This is a genomic window from Pseudomonas sp. DVZ6, from assembly GCF_024259445.1.
Classification (GTDB): domain Bacteria; phylum Pseudomonadota; class Gammaproteobacteria; order Pseudomonadales; family Pseudomonadaceae; genus Aquipseudomonas; species Aquipseudomonas peradeniyensis.
Genome location: NZ_JANCLM010000001.1, coordinates 237,798 through 253,103, shown reverse-complemented (window position 1 = coordinate 253,103; position 15,306 = coordinate 237,798). Strand labels below are relative to the sequence as shown.

The 15,306-nt window shown below is 63.2% G+C and carries 13 protein-coding genes and 4 tRNA genes; 3 read left to right on the top strand and 14 right to left on the bottom strand.

The window, feature by feature from the left end:
* Positions 1 to 18 precede the first annotated feature (18 nt).
* The 3 genes from NMG10_RS01095 to NMG10_RS01085 form a co-directional block, all read right to left on the bottom strand.
* On the bottom strand, positions 19 to 816 hold the full coding sequence (locus tag NMG10_RS01095) for an acyl-CoA thioesterase II (protein ID WP_203647378.1): 798 nt from the start codon (positions 814 to 816) through the stop codon (positions 19 to 21).
* A gap of 83 nt (positions 817 to 899) precedes the next feature.
* Complete coding sequence (locus tag NMG10_RS01090) at positions 900 to 1,667, bottom strand: CHAD domain-containing protein (RefSeq protein ID WP_203647379.1); 768 nt, start codon at positions 1,665 to 1,667, stop codon at positions 900 to 902.
* 14 nt (positions 1,668 to 1,681) lie between these two features.
* Complete coding sequence (locus NMG10_RS01085) at positions 1,682 to 1,960, bottom strand: hypothetical protein (RefSeq protein ID WP_046854892.1); 279 nt, start codon at positions 1,958 to 1,960, stop codon at positions 1,682 to 1,684.
* A 158-nt stretch (positions 1,961 to 2,118) separates the two neighbouring features.
* On the opposite strand from NMG10_RS01085, the gene NMG10_RS01080 reads away from it, so the two are divergent.
* Positions 2,119 to 3,159, top strand: coding sequence for a patatin-like phospholipase family protein (locus NMG10_RS01080; protein WP_254463502.1), 1,041 nt, complete (start codon positions 2,119 to 2,121; stop codon positions 3,157 to 3,159).
* A gap of 221 nt (positions 3,160 to 3,380) precedes the next feature.
* Here the strand turns inward: NMG10_RS01080 and NMG10_RS01075 are convergent, their stop codons facing one another.
* From NMG10_RS01075 to NMG10_RS01025, 11 genes are all read right to left on the bottom strand, one after another.
* Complete coding sequence (locus NMG10_RS01075; protein WP_186716079.1) at positions 3,381 to 5,240, bottom strand: SurA N-terminal domain-containing protein; 1,860 nt, start codon at positions 5,238 to 5,240, stop codon at positions 3,381 to 3,383.
* A gap of 179 nt (positions 5,241 to 5,419) precedes the next feature.
* On the bottom strand, positions 5,420 to 5,692 hold the full coding sequence (gene hupB, locus NMG10_RS01070; protein WP_011533117.1) for a nucleoid-associated protein HU-beta: 273 nt from the start codon (positions 5,690 to 5,692) through the stop codon (positions 5,420 to 5,422).
* 154 nt (positions 5,693 to 5,846) lie between these two features.
* A complete protein-coding gene (gene lon, locus NMG10_RS01065) occupies positions 5,847 to 8,243 on the bottom strand; it encodes an endopeptidase La (protein WP_203647382.1) in 2,397 nt (798 codons plus the stop codon).
* Between the two features lie 155 nt (positions 8,244 to 8,398).
* On the bottom strand, positions 8,399 to 9,682 hold the full coding sequence (clpX, locus tag NMG10_RS01060; RefSeq protein WP_050705049.1) for an ATP-dependent Clp protease ATP-binding subunit ClpX: 1,284 nt from the start codon (positions 9,680 to 9,682) through the stop codon (positions 8,399 to 8,401).
* 108 nt (positions 9,683 to 9,790) lie between these two features.
* A complete protein-coding gene (gene clpP / locus NMG10_RS01055) occupies positions 9,791 to 10,432 on the bottom strand; it encodes an ATP-dependent Clp endopeptidase proteolytic subunit ClpP (RefSeq protein WP_043213484.1) in 642 nt (213 codons plus the stop codon).
* A gap of 91 nt (positions 10,433 to 10,523) precedes the next feature.
* Complete coding sequence (gene tig / locus NMG10_RS01050; protein WP_203647383.1) at positions 10,524 to 11,837, bottom strand: trigger factor; 1,314 nt, start codon at positions 11,835 to 11,837, stop codon at positions 10,524 to 10,526.
* 248 nt (positions 11,838 to 12,085) lie between these two features.
* On the bottom strand, positions 12,086 to 12,385 hold the full coding sequence (locus NMG10_RS01045) for a DUF6388 family protein (RefSeq protein ID WP_186716084.1): 300 nt from the start codon (positions 12,383 to 12,385) through the stop codon (positions 12,086 to 12,088).
* A 150-nt stretch (positions 12,386 to 12,535) separates the two neighbouring features.
* Positions 12,536 to 12,611: transfer RNA gene (locus NMG10_RS01040), tRNA-His, on the bottom strand.
* Positions 12,612 to 12,647: 36 nt separating this feature from the next.
* Positions 12,648 to 12,732 (bottom strand) — tRNA-Leu (locus tag NMG10_RS01035).
* A gap of 56 nt (positions 12,733 to 12,788) precedes the next feature.
* Positions 12,789 to 12,864, bottom strand: a tRNA-His gene (locus tag NMG10_RS01030).
* Positions 12,865 to 12,899: 35 nt separating this feature from the next.
* A tRNA-Arg gene (locus NMG10_RS01025) sits at positions 12,900 to 12,976 on the bottom strand.
* A gap of 255 nt (positions 12,977 to 13,231) precedes the next feature.
* Between NMG10_RS01025 and folD the strand changes: the two genes are divergently transcribed.
* Both folD and ctlX read left to right on the top strand, forming a co-directional pair.
* Entirely contained in the window at positions 13,232 to 14,086 is an 855-nt protein-coding gene (gene folD / locus NMG10_RS01020) for a bifunctional methylenetetrahydrofolate dehydrogenase/methenyltetrahydrofolate cyclohydrolase FolD (RefSeq protein ID WP_050705047.1), read from the top strand.
* A 286-nt stretch (positions 14,087 to 14,372) separates the two neighbouring features.
* Positions 14,373 to 15,290: a citrulline utilization hydrolase CtlX gene (ctlX, locus tag NMG10_RS01015; protein ID WP_254463500.1), complete on the top strand. Its 918-nt coding sequence runs from the start codon at positions 14,373 to 14,375 to the stop codon at positions 15,288 to 15,290.
* The last annotated feature ends 16 nt before the right edge of the window (positions 15,291 to 15,306 follow it).

The following is a 15,306-nucleotide window of genomic DNA, read 5'->3' as shown; positions in this document are numbered from 1 at the left end:
TGGCTTGACGAAGATGGCTCAGGCGAACACAGTCACCGTCTGCCGGCTCAACGCCAGCAACTCGCCCTCTGCCGTCCACAACGCCGCGGCCGCATGCCCATAGCCATCACGGGCATACTCGGTCTCGACCACATAGCGGCACCAGTCGAGGGTCGACAGCTGCGGCGTGGGCTGCACGAACTCGATGGTCCAGGTCAGCGTGCTGCCAGCGGCGGGCTGCTTGAGATACGGCAGCAGGCTGGGCGGCCAGGCATCGACCAATGCCAGCAGGTGCGCCACCCCGACCGGCTCCTCGGCGGCATCGCGCAGGCGCACCCAACCACCCATATGGCGCGAGTCGTTGCCACTGAACGGCAGGCCGCCCACCGCCCAGCGAAACGCCACGTGCTGCATGAACTGCGGTGTAATGCCCTTGATAAAGGGCAACTCCGGCGCTGCCTCCTGCAGCGGCTTCATCGGCATCGCGGTGGGCGCGTCGACCGCCACCACGGAAGGGCGACCGGCACCGAAGCTGCCCTGCACCAGCGTCACCACCTGGCCATCCTGCACGGCGCGCCCCAGCAAGGTGCTGACCGCCTTGCCCTCGCGCAGCACCTCGACCTCCAGACTGATCGGCACATCCGGCGCCGCCGGGCCGACGAAGGTGATGGCCAGCGAACGCACCGGGCGGTCGTCGCCCAGCTTCTGGCGCATCGCTTCGTGCACCATCGCCGCCATCAGGCCGCCGAACACCGCGCGCCCCTGGGCCCAGCCGGCGGGCACGCTGATTGCCTCGGGGTGCGCGCGGGCGGCTGCCAGCAATTCTGTGAAGTTCATGTGCCAGGGCTCCTGCGCCAAAAAAACCGATAGTAACCAGCGATCACGCCAGCCACAGCCCGCATATCGGTCATTTGCCGGGACTAACGGCGCGCCAGGGCCTTTTGCAGTGCTTCGAGGGTGAGGTCGGAGCGTGCCTCGGCGGCATGCAGCTCATGCTCCCAGGCCACCTTGCAGCCGAGCAGGTCGCTGTGCTCGCGCACCTGCAGCAACCACTGCACGCGGTCGTGCCAGTCGCCCAGGTCGCCCTGGGCCGCCTTGAGCAGGCGCTGCAGCTTGTTGCCGGCGTGTTCGAGTTGCGGGTAGGCCTGGTCGCCATAGCGCACCCGCTTGATCAGCAGGCGCAGGCGGTGGCGGTCGTGGGCAGGATCCGCCAGGGCCGTCTGCAGCTTGTGCCATTGCTTGTGCAGGCGCTTGTCGATGCGCTGCTCCAGCTTCGCCGCCAGCCCTTCACGGCCGGCGGCACGCAGGAACATCGGAAACGCATCGAGAATCGCCAGCACGCGGTTGAGCTGGGCGCTGGCCGCAACACCGGCATAGGTGCGCGCCCTGCCCTCCTGGCGCCGCTCGCCTGCCTGTATGTGCCCGCGATGAGTCAACTGCGCCGCCAGCACCTCGCGGTCTCGCAGCGGCGTAGTCAGGGTGCCCAACGCTCCGGCCGACTGTTCGAGCTGCTCGACGCCCGGCAGGCCACGCAACGGCCGCAGCAGGCTGCGCAGACGCCGCAAGGTGATGCGCAGGTCGTGCAACGCCTCGCGGTCGGTGTCGGCGGCCAGGCGCTCGCGGCAAGCCAGCAGGCGCACCTGCAGGGCAAGGATCTGGCCGACCACATGATCGAGCATGGCGGACATGGGCAGCTCCTCGGTCAACGCCCGGCGCGGGATTCACGAATATAGAAACGGGCCTTCTCGGCCTTGCGGGTACAGCCCTCGAAGCCTTCGAACTGCTGCTGGGTCTTGGCGCCGGTCAACAACGACAGCGCCTTGGAGTAACTCACGGTGCCGGCAAAGCCTTCGGCCTTGGCCAGGTCCAGTTCCTTCCAGGCGGCATCGAGCTGGGTCGCGCAACTGTCGCGATAGGCCGTCTTGCCCGCGCAGCCGGCCAGGGCCAGGGCAATCAGAGGAAGGGTGATCCAGGCTTTCATCGGTAATACCTCGAGGGTGAAAAACTAAGGTGGCCGTTCGACGGCAAAGCAAACGAAAAGTGCCCTGCTCAGCGTAGTCCAGCGCGGACTACATTGAAGCACAGGTGGTAATGGGTGCATTGTTGGACCATGGTGGCACAGCGGCGGGGGAAAAGGTCATGGGCAAACGCGTGGCATTGGTGCTGGGCTCCGGTGGTGCCCGGGGATACGCGCACATCGGCGTGATCGAGGAAATCGAACGACGCGGCTATGAGATCGGCTGCATCGCCGGCTGCTCGATGGGCGCGGTGATCGGCGGCATCTACGCCGCCGGCAAACTCGACGAATACCGCAGCTGGATCGAGAGCCTGGACTACCTCGACGTGCTGCGCCTGGTGGACGTCAGCTTCCGCCTGGGGGCGATCCGTGGCGACAAGGTGTTCGGGCAGATCCGCAAGATCGTTGGCGAAATCAACATCGAGCAATTGCGCATCCCCTACACGGCGGTCGCCACCGACCTGACCAACCAGCAGGAGATCTGGTTCCAGGAGGGCTGCCTGCACCAGGCCATGCGCGCCTCGGCGGCCATTCCCAGCCTGTTCACCCCGGTGGTGCAAGGCAACCGCACGCTGGTCGATGGCGGCATCCTCAACCCGCTGCCGATCGTGCCGGTGGTGTCCAGCCACTGTGACCTGATCATCGCCGTCAACCTCAACGCCACCAACCAGAAGCAATACCAACTGCCGGTGATCGAGCGCCCGGCGGCATTCAAGATGCGCTTCGATGCCTTGATCAGTTCGCTCGGCTCGCGCCTGCCGTTTCGCCGCAAGCCGGCCGAACAGCTGATCCGCCTGGAGCAGGAAATCACCGCCGAGGGGCTGGCCAGCCCCAACCCGTGGCTCGCTGAAAGCGCCGCCCCCGAGGGCCAGCAGCCGGCGGCCGCGCCGCAGAGCGAGGGGGCGCCGAAATCGGCCACGGGTTCGTTCATCGTCGACAACGTCGGCCCCGCGTCCCTGCTCGACCTGATCAACCAGAGCTTCGAGGTGATGCAGACGTCATTGGCCCAGTACAAGATCGCCGGCTACCCGCCGGACATACTGATCAACGTGCCCAAGCGCGTGTGCCGGTTCTTCGAGTTCTACAAGGCGCCGGAGCTGATCGCCCTGGGGCGGGAGGTTGCGCGGGATACGCTGGACAATTATGAGGGGGTTCGGCGGTAGCTACGCGCGCGATCCCTGTAGGAGCGGCCTTGTGCGGCGAAAGGGCTGCGCAGCAGCCCCGGCGATTGCAGCGTCAACGCTGAAATCCTGGGGCCGCTTCGCGCCCCTTTCGCGGCACAAGGCCGCTCCTACAGAGGGAGAGAGAGGAGGCAGCAGAGCGTTCCGAACATCGGAAACGAAACAGGCCGCATACGCGGCCTGTTTCGTGATCAGCGCACCACTCAGTAGCGCGTGATGTCGGCACTGCCTTCAAGCAGCTTGCGATAGGCCGCGAAGTCCTGCGAACCGGCACGCGAAGCGAGGTAGCGACGGATCTGCGCCTTCTCTTCGTCGGTGGCGGCGGCGCCTTCGTTGACGCCCTTGAGCTGAAGGACCACCAGGCTGCCGTCGCCCAGGACCACGCTGCCGTAGACCGGCTTGTCCTTGGCCGCAGGCTTGCCGAGGCGGAACACCGCCTGCAGCTCGGCCGGGTCGATACCGTCCTGGCCGCGGGTGACCGCTTCGTGGACTTTCCAGCCCTGGCCTTCGGCCTTGGCCGAACCCTCACGCAGACCGGCGATCAGCTTGTCGGCCTTGGCCTTGAGTTCGGCAATCGCCTTCTCCTTGGCCAGGTGCTCGCTGATGTTCTTGGCCACGGCCTCCAGCGGCAGTTGCTCAGGCTTGCGGTGTTCCTTGACGCGCAGTACCACCACGGTCTCCGGATCCAGCTCGATGGCGTTGCTGTTGGCGCCCTCTTCCAGCACCTGCTCGCCGAACGCGGCCTGGATCACCGCGCGGTTGGCGGTGATGCCTTCGCCGCCCTCGCGACCGAAGGCCGCCGAAGTGTGCACCTTCAGGCCCAGGTCCTGGGCCGGCTGGGCCAGGTCGGAGGCTTCGAAGGCGGTGTCCTCGAGCTGCTTGGTGGCCTCGACGAAGCGCTGCTCCACCTGCTGGGTCTTCAGCTCGTGGGTCAGCTTGTCCTTCAGGCTGGCGAAGCTCGGCACATCCGGCGCCTGCACGCCCAGCAGCTTGATCAGGTGGTAGCCGAACTCGGTGCGTACCGGTGCGGACACCTGGTCCTTGTTCAGCTTGTACAGCGCGTCCTCGAAGGCCGGGTCGTACACGCCAGGGCCGGCGAAGCCGAGGTCGCCACCGGTGTTGGCCGAACCCGGATCCTGGGAGAATTCCTTGGCCAGCTTGGCGAAGTCCTCACCCTTGTCCAGGCGCTGCTGGATCTCTTCGATGCGGGCCTTGGCCTTGGCATCGTCGGTCTTGTCGTTGACCTCGATCAGGATGTGCGCGGCATGGCGCTGCTCGCCCAGGTTGGCGATCTCCTTCTCGTACAGGGCCTTGAGCTCGCCGTCGTCGACCTTGACCTGGTCGAAGAAGGCCGACTTCTTCAGCTCGAGGTAGTCGATGACCACCTGATCCGGGGTCATGAATTCCTTGGCGTGCTGGTCGTAGTGCGCCTTGACCTCGTCATCGCTCACCTTGACCGCGGCCGGGTCGGCCTTGAAGGTCTGTGAAGCGAAATCGCGGGTCTGCTTCTCGAGGCGGGCGAAGGCCTCGACCTGCTTGTCGGTGACGAAGCTGCTGCCGGCAAGGCCGGTGCGCAGCTGGCCGATCAGCATTTCCTGGGCGAGCATCTCGCGGAACTGCATGCGGCCGTAGCCCATCTGGCGGATGACCGAGTCGAAGCGCTCGGCGCTGAACTTGCCATCGACCTGGAATTCAGGTGTCTGCAGGATCAGCTGATCCAGCGCGGCCTCGGAAAAAGCGAACTTGGCGTCTTCGGCACCCTGCAACAGCAGCTTGCGATCGATCAGCCCCTTGAGCGCTGCTTCGCGCAGCATCTTCTCGTCCAGCAGCGCAGGGTCGAAATCCTTGCCCAGCTGTTGCATCAGCTGGCGGCGCTGCATGTCCACGGCCTGGCTCAGCTCGTTCTGGCTGATGGTCTGGCCGTTCACCTTGGCGGCGTCCTGGCTATGGCTGGCGGCCTGGAAAATGGCCTCGAAGCCGGTCAACGCCATCAACACGACGATTAGGCCGATGATGGTCTTGGCAATCCAACCTTGTGAATTGTCCCTGATATTCTGCAGCATGCGTCCCCCAGAAACGGCTGTACCACTGCGTCGACAACCGCGGAGCGTGGGTAGAATCCTGATAGAAGAAAGGCGCATCCAGTGGATGCGCCTTTTCGAAGCGAGCGTGCCAGCGGGAACGTTTGCGACCCGCCGTCACGCGGTCGGCCCTGACGATGCCGGGCCGGCTGAAAGACGACTTAGTTGACGGCGTCTTTCAGGCCCTTGCCAGCCTTGAAGCCTGGAACCTTGGCGGCAGCGATCTTGATCGCCTTGCCGGTTTGCGGGTTGCGGCCGGTGCGCTCGGCGCGCTCCTTGACCGAGAAGGTACCGAAGCCAACCAGTACCACATCGTCACCTTGCTTCAGGGCGCCGGTGACGGATTCGATGACTGCGTCCAGCGCACGGCCGGCTACAGCTTTCGGGATGTCAGCAGATGCGGCGATAGCGTCAATCAGTTCCGACTTGTTCACTCTAAGTCCCCTTATTTCTCTATTGAGTTTGTTTCTAAGTATGTAATGAAAAGCTTAATGAAACGAGCGCTGGGTGGCCTGTTGACACTGGCGTGCCGTTTTATAGCAAGGGGCCGAAAATGCTGTCAACCAAAGCCCCCCAGCGAAATACGTACTAGTGCGTGCTGATTCTTTCCTTAGCATCGCCGTCGCGCTTCTCATCTTTCGCGACAATCTCCGGAGCCACATCTGGCAAGGGCTCCGGGGCGTATTGCAGCGCAATTTGGAGGACTTCGTCAATCCATTTGACCGGTTTGATCTGAAGATCCTGTTTGATATTTTCCGGAATCTCCTTCAGATCGCGAACATTCTCCTCTGGAATGATCACCGTCTTGATCCCGCCGCGGTGTGCCGCCAGCAGTTTTTCCTTGAGGCCACCGATGGCCAGGACCTGGCCGCGCAAGGTGATCTCACCGGTCATCGCCACGTCGGCGCGTACCGGGATCTGGGTCAGGGCCGACACCAGCGCGGTGCACATGCCGATACCGGCGCTCGGGCCATCCTTGGGCGTGGCGCCTTCGGGCATGTGGATGTGAACGTCGCGCTTCTCGTGGAAGTCTGCGGCGATCCCCAGGCTCTGGGCACGGCTGCGCACCACCGTCTGCGCGGCGGTGATCGACTCGACCATGACGTCGCCGAGCGAGCCGGTCTTGATCAACTGGCCCTTGCCCGGGATGACCACGGCCTCGATGGTCAGCAGTTCGCCGCCCACCTGGGTCCAGGCCAGGCCCGTGACCTGGCCGATCTGGTCCTGCTGCTCGGCCAGGCCGTAGCGGAACTTGCGCACCCCCAGCAGCTGCTCGAGCTGCTCGCCGCTGACCTTGACCTTCACCTGCTTGGCCCCGGTGTGCTCCTTGACCACCTTGCGGCAGACCTTGGCGATCTGGCGCTCCAGGCCACGCACGCCGGCTTCGCGGGTGTAGTAACGGATGATATCGCGGATGGCCGAAACATCGACCTCCAGCTCGTCCTTCTTCAGGCCGTTGGCCTTGACCTGCTTGGGCACCAGGTACTTGACCGCGATGTTGATCTTCTCGTCCTCGGTGTAACCCGGCAGACGGATGACTTCCATGCGGTCGAGCAGCGCCGGCGGGATGTTCATCGAGTTCGAGGTGCACAGGAACATCACGTCCGAGAGGTCGTAGTCGACTTCCAGGTAGTGGTCGTTGAAGTTGTGGTTCTGCTCGGGGTCGAGCACCTCCAGCAACGCCGAGGCCGGATCGCCGCGCATGTCGCTGCCCATCTTGTCGATCTCGTCGAGCAGGAACAGCGGATTGCGTACACCGACCTTGGTCATTTTCTGAATCAGACGACCGGGCATCGAACCGATGTAGGTGCGACGGTGGCCACGGATCTCGGCCTCGTCACGCACGCCGCCCAGGGCCATGCGCACGAACTTGCGGTTGGTGGCGGCGGCGATCGACTCGGCCAGCGAGGTCTTGCCCACGCCGGGCGGGCCGACCAGGCACAGCACCGGGCCACGGATCTTCTTCACGCGTTTCTGTACGGCGAGGTACTCGAGGATGCGTTCCTTGACCTCTTCCAGGCCGTAGTGGTCGGCATCGAGGATTTCCTCGGCCTTGGCCAGGTCCAGGCGCACCTTGCTCTGGGCCTTCCACGGCACCTGCACCAGCCAGTCGAGGTACGAACGCACCACGGTGGCCTCGGCCGACATCGGCGACATCTGCTTGAGCTTGTTCAGCTCGGCCTGGGCCTTGGCCAGGGCGTCTTTCGGCAGGCCGGCGGCGTCGATGCGCTTCTTCAGCTCCTCGACTTCGTTGTGGCCTTCGTCGCCATCGCCGAGCTCCTTCTGAATGGCCTTCATCTGCTCATTCAGGTAGTACTCGCGCTGGCTGCGCTCCATCTGCTTCTTGACCCGACCACGGATGCGCTTCTCGACCTGCAGCAGATCGATCTCGGCGTCCAGCAACGCGAGCACGTGCTCGACACGAGCCTGCAGGTCGACAATCTCGAGGATCTCCTGCTTCTGCTCGATCTTCAGCGCCATGTGCGCGGCCATGGTGTCGACCAGGCGACCCGGCTCCTCGATGCTGTTGAGCGAGGACAGCACTTCGGCGGGGACCTTCTTGCCCAGCTGCACGTACTGCTCGAACTGCGACAGCAAGGTACGCACGAACACTTCGGACTCGCGCTCGGCGGTCTCGGTTTCGTCGATCAGGCTGACTTCGGCGCGGATATGGCCGTCGACTTCGTTGAAACGCTCCACGGCGCCGCGCTGCTCACCCTCGACCAGCACCTTGACGGTGCCATCGGGCAGCTTGAGCAGTTGCAGCACGGTGGCGACGGTGCCCACGCGATACAGGGCGTCTTCGCCCGGATCATCGTCGGCCGGATTCTTCTGGGCCAGCAGGAGGATCTGCTTCTCGCCCGTCATCGCGGCCTCGAGGGCCTCGATAGACTTCTCACGCCCCACGAACAGTGGGATGACCATGTGCGGATAGACGACGACGTCACGCAATGGCAAAAGAGGCAAGTCGAGGGTGGTCTTCATGATTTCGCCTCTACAGCGGCCTTGGTGGCCGGAAACCGTTGGAAATGGTGCTTGGGGCTAATGTGGGGGCAGCCCTGGGAAATTACAAGCGCCCAGGCCATGAAATGCAAAAAGGGGCCTGAAAGGCCCCTTCTTGCGTGCTGCCCCTTGCCCGATCAGGCGTCGGGGGCGGCCTTGGCTTGCGGCTCGCTGTTCTCGTAGATGAGCAGCGGCTGCGACGAGCCTTCGATGACGCTCTCGTCGATCACCACCTTGCTGACATCCTTCTGCGAAGGAATCTCATACATGGTGTCGAGCAGCACGCCCTCGAGAATCGAACGCAGGCCGCGGGCGCCAGTCTTGCGCTCCAGAGCCTTGCGTGCCACGGCCTTGAGCGCATCGCTGCGGAACTCGAGGTCGACGTCTTCCATCTCGAACAGCCTGGCGTACTGCTTGGTCAGCGCGTTCTTCGGCTCGGTGAGGATCTGCATCAGCGCAGCCTCGTCCAGCTCGTCCAGGGTCGCCAGCACCGGCAAGCGGCCGACAAACTCCGGAATCAGGCCGAACTTGACCAGATCGTCCGGCTCGACCTCACGCAGCGACTCGCCGACCTTCTTGCCCTCTTCCTTGCTGCGCACTTCGGCACTGAAGCCGATGCCGCCTTTGGTCGAGCGGTTCTGGATGACCTTTTCCAGGCCCGAGAAGGCGCCACCGCAGATGAACAGGATATTGCGGGTGTCGACCTGCAGGAATTCCTGTTGCGGGTGCTTGCGGCCCCCTTGCGGCGGCACGGAGGCCACGGTGCCTTCGATCAGCTTCAGCAACGCCTGCTGCACGCCCTCGCCCGAGACATCACGGGTGATGGAAGGGTTGTCCGACTTGCGCGAGATCTTGTCGATCTCGTCGATGTAGACAATGCCCATCTGGGCCTTTTCCACGTCGTAGTCGCACTTCTGCAGCAGTTTCTGAATGATGTTCTCGACGTCCTCACCGACATAACCGGCTTCGGTCAGGGTGGTGGCGTCGGCAATGGTGAACGGTACGTTCAGCAGGCGCGCGAGCGTCTCGGCGAGCAGCGTCTTGCCCGAGCCGGTCGGCCCGATCAGCAGGATGTTGCTTTTGCCCAGTTCGACTTCGTCGCCCTTCTTGTCACGCTGGTTCAGGCGCTTGTAGTGGTTGTACACCGCTACTGCCAGCACCTTTTTCGCGCGCTCCTGACCAATGACGTACTGGTCCAGGATTCCGCTGATTTCTTTCGGCGAGGGTAACTTGTGCGCGTTGCTCTCGGCCTGGGCTTCCTGCACCTCCTCACGGATGATGTCATTGCACAGGTCGACGCACTCGTCGCAAATAAATACCGAGGGGCCGGCAATCAATTTACGCACTTCATGCTGGCTTTTGCCGCAGAAAGAGCAGTAGAGCAATTTGCCGTTGTCCTCGCCGTTACGGGTGTCAGTCATTCGATCGATCCAATCCGGTAGGCTTGAAACACAAGATGAAGGCAATCGCTGGCTTTTTCAAGTCCGCGCTCGGGCGCAATCAGCGCCCGAACGCTCTGGCGCATTGCTTCAGGATGCCAGTTGCCGCTTGTCGTAGACCGAGTCGATCAGGCCGTACTCGGCCGCGCGCGCGGCGCTCATGAAGTTGTCGCGCTCGGTGTCGCGTTTGATGGTCTCGAGGTCCTGGCCGGTGTGGTGGGCCAGCAGCTCGTTCAGGCGCGCCTTGATGTTGAGGATTTCCTGGGCGTGGATTTCGATGTCGGTCGCCTGGCCCTGGAAGCCGCCCAACGGCTGGTGAATCATCACCCGCGAGTTTGGCAGGCAGTGGCGCTTGCCGGCGGCACCGGCCGCGAGCAGGAAGGCGCCCATGCTGCAGGCCTGGCCGATACAGATGGTCGAGACGTCCGGCTTGATGAACTGCATGGTGTCGTAGATCGACATGCCGGCAGTTACCGAGCCGCCCGGGGAGTTGATATAAAGATGGATATCCTTGTCCGGGTTTTCCGCCTCAAGGAACAGCAACTGCGCCACCACCAGGTTGGCCATGTAGTCTTCTACGGGGCCGACCAGGAAGATCACGCGCTCCTTCAGGAGGCGCGAATAGATGTCGTAGGCACGTTCGCCACGGGCGGACTGCTCGATAACCATCGGGACCAGACCGCCTGCGGCCTGGATGTCAGAGCTTTGCTGAATATAAGAATTGCGGGACATGTCCTGCACTCGCTCCCAAATAGTCATGGCTTGAATACGCACAAGCCAGCGCGAAGGCTGGCTTGTGGGGGTTTCCTACGAGAGTAGCCTGTTACTCAGCGTCGGCAGCAGCCTGTGCTGGTTTGACGGCTTCTTCGTACGAGACCGATTTGTCGGTCACAGTCGCTTTCTGCAGGACAGTATCTACAACTTGCTCTTCCAGCACAACCGAACGGACTTCGTTCAGTTGCTGGTCGTTCTTGTAGTACCAGGCGATGACCTGCTCAGGCTCCTGGTAGGCCGAGGCCATCTCTTCGATGACTTCACGAACCTTGGCTTCGTCCGGCTTCAGGTCGAACTGCTTGACCACTTCGGCGACGATCAGGCCCAGCACGACGCGGCGCTTGGCTTGCTCTTCGAACAGCTCGGCCGGCAGTTGGTCAGGCTTGATGTTGCCACCGAACTGCTGGACAGCCTGCACGCGCAGACGGTTGACTTCGTTTTCCAGCAGGGCTTTCGGCACGTCGACCGGGTTGGCGGCCAGCAGACCGTCCATGACCTGGTTCTTGACCTTGGCCTTGATGGCCTGGCGCAGCTCACGCTCCATGTTCTTGCGAACTTCGGCGCGGAAGCCTTCCAGGGTCGATTCCTTGATGCCGAACTGGGCGAAGAAGGCTTCGTTCAGCTCTGGCAGCACAGGGGCCGATACGCTGTTGACAGTGATGGTGAACTCAGCGGCTTTGCCAGCCAGGTCGAGGTTCTGGTAGTCCTCTGGGAAGGTCACGTTGACCACGCGCTCTTCACCAGCCTTGGCGCCTACCAGGCCGTCTTCGAAGCCCGGGATCATGCGGCCGGAACCCAGCACCAGCTGGGTGCCTTTGGCCGAACCGCCGGCGAAGGCTTCACCGTCGATCTTGCCGACGAAGTCGATGTTGACCTGGTCGTCGTTTGCAGCGGCGCGCTCGACGGCCTCGAAACGGGTGTTCTGCTTGCGCAGGACTTCCAGCATGTTGTCCAGGTCGGCGTCAGCCACTTCGGCGCTCAGGCGCTCGACGGCGATCGACTCGAAACCGGCAACGGTGAATTCAGGGAAGACTTCGAAGATGGCGACGAACTCGAGGTCCTTGCCCTTCTCGAACGACTTCGGCTCGACGGCAGGCGCGCCAGCCGGGTTCAGCTTCTGCTCGACGATGGCTTCGTAGAAGGAAGCCTGGACCAGGTCACCGAAAGCCTCTTGGCGGGCATCGGCTTCGAAACGCTGGCGGATCACGCTCATTGGCACCTTGCCCGGACGGAAGCCGGCAACCTTGGCGCGCTTGGCAGTCTGCTGCAGACGCTTGTTGACTTCGTTCTCGACGCGCTCGGCCGGAACGGCGATGGTCATGCGGCGCTCGAGAGCGGAAGTGTTTTCAACAGAAACTTGCATGGATATTCCTCGTTGCACAGACGTTAGCCGGCGATAGCCCGACTCCAGAATCAAGGGCAAACATTCTAGTGACTCATCAAGCAGAAGTCACCCCACCTGGATTGTCGGCGAGCCGCGCCGGTCGATTTCCTTGAAAGGCCCGCCCGCCTTGGCGTCGAGCCTGTTTCATTCACGGCCGCGCACGCCCTTGTTGCGTGCGCGGTTGTAAAACCTTGTCAAACAAACAACAGCCAGAACGATCGTCCGCCTTACTGCGGATCGAGGTCGTTGAACTGGCAGTATTCTTCCCAGGCCATGCCCAGCGCCTCGGCCACCTCGCGATGCGTCTCCAGGCGCATGGCCTGCAGTTGCTCCGGCGACTCGGCGATCAGTTGCAAGGCATACTCCCAGGGCTCGACGCCCTGCTCCTGCGCCGCATCCTCGAACGCCCACTCGATCTGCTGGGCCTGCTCGCGAGCATCCAACTCGCGGACCTCTTCGAGCAGCTGCGGATTGGCCTCGGCGAAACGTTGCAGCGCCAGGGCCTGGCGCGCTTCTTTTGCGATCATCTGCGCTATTCCTCTGCCGGCATCTCGGCCAGCCCTTCAACCGGCTGAAATCTATCAGCTTTTATCGCTCCGCCACCAGTAGCCACGAGGGCCGTACGGCAGAAACGAAAAAGGCGCCCGATCATCCGATCCGGGCGCCTTCTTCAAATATGGGGTGGACGATGGGAATCGAACCCACGACAACCGGAATCACAATCCGGCGCTCTACCAACTGAGCTACGCCCACCATAATGCAGTATTGCGGTACAGCCTTACAGAAACATGGTGCGGACGAAGAGACTCGAACTCTTACAGCTTGCGCCGCTGGAACCTAAATCCAGTGTGTCTACCAATTTCACCACGTCCGCATGAAACTCAAAAACAAAGGCGCCGGATCATTCAATCGAGGCGCCCCTGCAGAATCTGGGGTGGACGATGGGAATCGAACCCACGACAACCGGAATCACAATCCGGCGCTCTACCAACTGAGCTACGCCCACCATATTGCGGTACTGCTTACTTGCCCAGGCCTTAATGGCGCACCCGGCAGGACTCGAACCTGCGACCATCCGCTTAGAAGGCGGATGCTCTATCCAGCTGAGCTACGGGCGCTTAAGCTTACAGTCCAACCGAACAAACGAACCGCTTATTCTGCCCGACTTTGCCAACCCGTGCCAGGCAGTGCCCGACAAGTGCGGCGAATCTTATAGGCGACCCCGCAGGTCGTCAACACCTTTCGCAAAAAAATTTAAATTATTGAAGGGGTTAGGGGATTTGCCCGACCACCCGCCTTTGCCCTTGGGCCGTGTCGTGCGAGAATGCGCGCTTCTTATATATGTTCCCTTCTCGATGGTTAATCACGCGTCTATGACTGCACACCTAATCGATGGCAAGGCGATCGCCGCCAACCTGCGCCAGCAGATCGCCCAACGTGTCGCCGAGCGTCGCCAGCAGGGCCTGCGCACGCCAGGCCTGGCGGTGATCCTGGTCGGTACCGACCCGGCCTCCCAAGTCTATGTCTCGCACAAGCGCAAGGACTGCGAAGAGGTCGGCTTCATCTCCCAGGCGTTCGACCTGCCCAGCGAGACCACGCAGCAAGCCCTGACCGACCTGATCGATCGCCTCAACGATGACCCGGCCGTCGACGGTATCCTGCTGCAGTTGCCGCTGCCCGAGCACCTGGACGCCTCCCTGCTGCTCGAGCGCATCCGCCCGGACAAGGACGTGGACGGTTTCCACCCCTACAACATCGGCCGCCTGGCCCAGCGCATCCCGCTGCTGCGCCCGTGCACGCCGAAGGGCATCATGACCCTGCTGCACAGCACCGGCCAGGACCTGTACGGCATGAACGCGGTGATCGTCGGCGCGTCCAACATCGTCGGCCGGCCGATGGCCATGGAGCTGCTGCTGGCCGGCTGCACCGTCACCGTCTGCCACCGCTTCACCAAGGACCTGGCCGGCCACGTCGGCCGCGCCGACCTGGTGGTGGTCGCCGCCGGCAAGCCGGGCCTGGTCAAGGGTGAGTGGGTCAAGGAAGGCGCCATCGTCATCGACGTCGGCATCAACCGCCAGGACGACGGCAAGCTGGTCGGCGACGTGGTCTACGAGACTGCCCTGCCCCGCGCCGGCTGGATCACCCCAGTGCCGGGCGGCGTGGGCCCGATGACCCGTGCGTGCCTGCTGGAAAACACCCTGTACGCGGCTGAAGAGCTGCACAAGTAGGTTGTTCCGGCAATGACGCAACGGCGCCTCTCGAGGCGCCGTTTTCGTTTATGCACTTCATCCTCGTGGGAGCGGCGATGCGGCGACCCGACTTGCCCCGCGATGGCGATGGGGCTGCCGACGCCATCGCGGGGCAAGCCCGCTCCCACGAGTGCTATATCAGCCGATTCCGCTGCCAAGCTAGCCATTTCAGCTGGACCGGCTGCCCACCCTCCACGCTTCAGCCGGGATTGCCTCGCGATCCCTCTGACAATGGTCACACAGCCCACCCGTGGATGCGTGCCCAATGCAAACAACAAATACCGTCCTCATGATTCGCCCGGCGCGGTTCGCCTTCAACCCCGACACCGCCGCCAACAACCGCTTCCAGCAGGCGCCGCCGGACCCGCAGGCCGCCAGCGAAAAGGCCCTGGAGGAGTTCGACGGCTACGTCGACACCCTGCGCCAGCACGGCGTCGATGTGCTGGTGGTGCAGGACACCCCCGAACCCCATACGCCCGACTCGATCTTCCCCAACAACTGGTGGAGCAGCCACGCCGACGGCAGCCTGGTGCTGTACCCGATGGAGGGCGAGAACCGCCGCCTGGAGCGCAGCAAGGGCGTACTGGGCGTGCTGCAGGAGCGCTTCGCCATCCAGCGCACCATCGACCTGAGCCCGCTGGAACAGCAGAATCTGTTCCTCGAAGGCACCGGCAGCATGGTCCTGGACCGCGAGCACCGCATCAGCTACGCCTGCCACTCCGGGCGCACCCACGAACGCGCCCTGCGCCAGTTCGCCGAGCGCCTGGACTACCGCCTGTGCCTGTTCCACGCCATGGACCGCCGCCAGGCGCCTATCTACCACAGCAACGTGATGATGAACGTCGGCCGCCAGCTCGCCGTGGCCTGCCTCGACGCTCTGCCCCACCCCGATGAACGCCGCACCCTGGAGCATTCGCTGCGCGACACCGGCAAGCAGGTGCTGGCGCTGAACTTCGACCAGCTGGAGAACTTCGCCGGCAACATGCTCGAAGTCCACGACCGCGACGGCCGCTCCCTGCTGGTCATGTCGCGCAGCGCCTGGAAGGCGCTCGACACCGACCAGCGCCGCCAGGTCGAGCGGCACAGCCACCCATTGGTGGTGAACATCGACCATATCGAACGCATCGGTGGCGGCAGCGCGCGCTGCATGCTCGCCGAAGTCCACCTGCCCTCGCGCCACTGACTCGACAAGGAGAATC

Bases quoted from the DNA above. Each gene is read 5' to 3' on its own strand.
- NMG10_RS01095 (WP_203647378.1), bottom strand. From the start codon at position 816: ATGAACTTCACAGAATTGCTGGCAGCCGCCCGCGCGCACCCCGAGGCA.
- NMG10_RS01090 (WP_203647379.1), bottom strand. From the start codon at position 1,667: ATGTCCGCCATGCTCGATCATGTGGTCGGCCAGATCCTTGCCCTGCAG.
- NMG10_RS01085 (WP_046854892.1), bottom strand. From the start codon at position 1,960: ATGAAAGCCTGGATCACCCTTCCTCTGATTGCCCTGGCCCTGGCCGGC.
- NMG10_RS01080 (WP_254463502.1), top strand. From the start codon at position 2,119: ATGGGCAAACGCGTGGCATTGGTGCTGGGCTCCGGTGGTGCCCGGGGA.
- NMG10_RS01075 (WP_186716079.1), bottom strand. From the start codon at position 5,240: ATGCTGCAGAATATCAGGGACAATTCACAAGGTTGGATTGCCAAGACC.
- lon (WP_203647382.1), bottom strand. From the start codon at position 8,243: ATGAAGACCACCCTCGACTTGCCTCTTTTGCCATTGCGTGACGTCGTC.
- clpX (WP_050705049.1), bottom strand. From the start codon at position 9,682: ATGACTGACACCCGTAACGGCGAGGACAACGGCAAATTGCTCTACTGC.
- clpP (WP_043213484.1), bottom strand. From the start codon at position 10,432: ATGTCCCGCAATTCTTATATTCAGCAAAGCTCTGACATCCAGGCCGCA.
- tig (WP_203647383.1), bottom strand. From the start codon at position 11,837: ATGCAAGTTTCTGTTGAAAACACTTCCGCTCTCGAGCGCCGCATGACC.
- NMG10_RS01045 (WP_186716084.1), bottom strand. From the start codon at position 12,385: ATGATCGCAAAAGAAGCGCGCCAGGCCCTGGCGCTGCAACGTTTCGCC.
- folD (WP_050705047.1), top strand. From the start codon at position 13,232: ATGACTGCACACCTAATCGATGGCAAGGCGATCGCCGCCAACCTGCGC.
- ctlX (WP_254463500.1), top strand. From the start codon at position 14,373: ATGCAAACAACAAATACCGTCCTCATGATTCGCCCGGCGCGGTTCGCC.